The sequence below is a fragment of the Candidatus Symbiothrix dinenymphae genome (assembly GCF_001431085.1).
Window position 1 is genome coordinate 1 of the sequence record NZ_BBRU01000117.1, and the last position, 874, is coordinate 874.

The following is an 874-nucleotide window of genomic DNA, read 5'->3' on the forward strand; positions in this document are numbered from 1 at the left end:
CCGCCGCGATTACACCCAAGCCGGTTACGCTCACAGGTTTTTCCGTCGATAGCAGAACTTACGATGGCACTACGAACGCTACCTTTAGCGGTACGGGCAATATCGTTGGCATCGTTGAGGATGTCGGCGATGTGGTAACTGTGGAAAAAGGCACAGCGGCTTTTGCCGATAAAAATGCAGGACCGGACAAACCGGTCATATTTGACGGCTTCGCGCTCGCCGGTGCACACAAAGATAATTACGAACTGGCAGCACAGCCTGTCGCTACGGCAACAATCACCCCTTTGCCTGTCGTGGTCACGCCGGGCGATAATCTGAGTAAAACTTACAACACCGACGACCCCCCGGAGCTGACTTACACTTGGAGTCCGGAACTGCTCGATGGGGATATTTTTAGCGGCGTGCTCTCCCGCACCTCCAACGAAAAACCGGGGACGTATCCCATCACTCAAGGCTCACTGACTGCCGGCGGCAACTACGCTATCAGCATTGCAAATAAAGTCTTCACCATCATCCCGAAGAGCATTACCGCTTCAACGGTGACGGTGGCAAGCATCGCCGCTCAAAAGTACACCGGCAAAGAAATCAAACCGCTACCTAACGTGGTGGACGGCGGTCGCCCACTCACAATCAACACGGACTACACTCTAAGTTACAGCAACAACACAAACGAAGGGACAGCCACCGTAACCATAAACGGCAAAGGCAATTACAAAGATTCCCGAACGGTGGAATTTGAGATAACCACCAACACGGGCGGCAACACAGGCGGCTCAGGCGGCAACACAGGCGGCACAGGCGGCAACACGGGTGGCTCTGGCGGCAATACAGGTGGCAATACCAACGGCCACGCGATAGCTGTGTCAAATGCCGA

The 874-nt window shown here is 54.5% G+C and carries 1 protein-coding gene; it reads left to right on the top strand.

Annotation, left to right across the window (positions count from 1 at the left end):
• Positions 1-874 (top strand): YDG domain-containing protein (locus ASC50_RS01940; protein ID WP_226995332.1); only part of this gene is annotated, 874 nt, incomplete at both ends.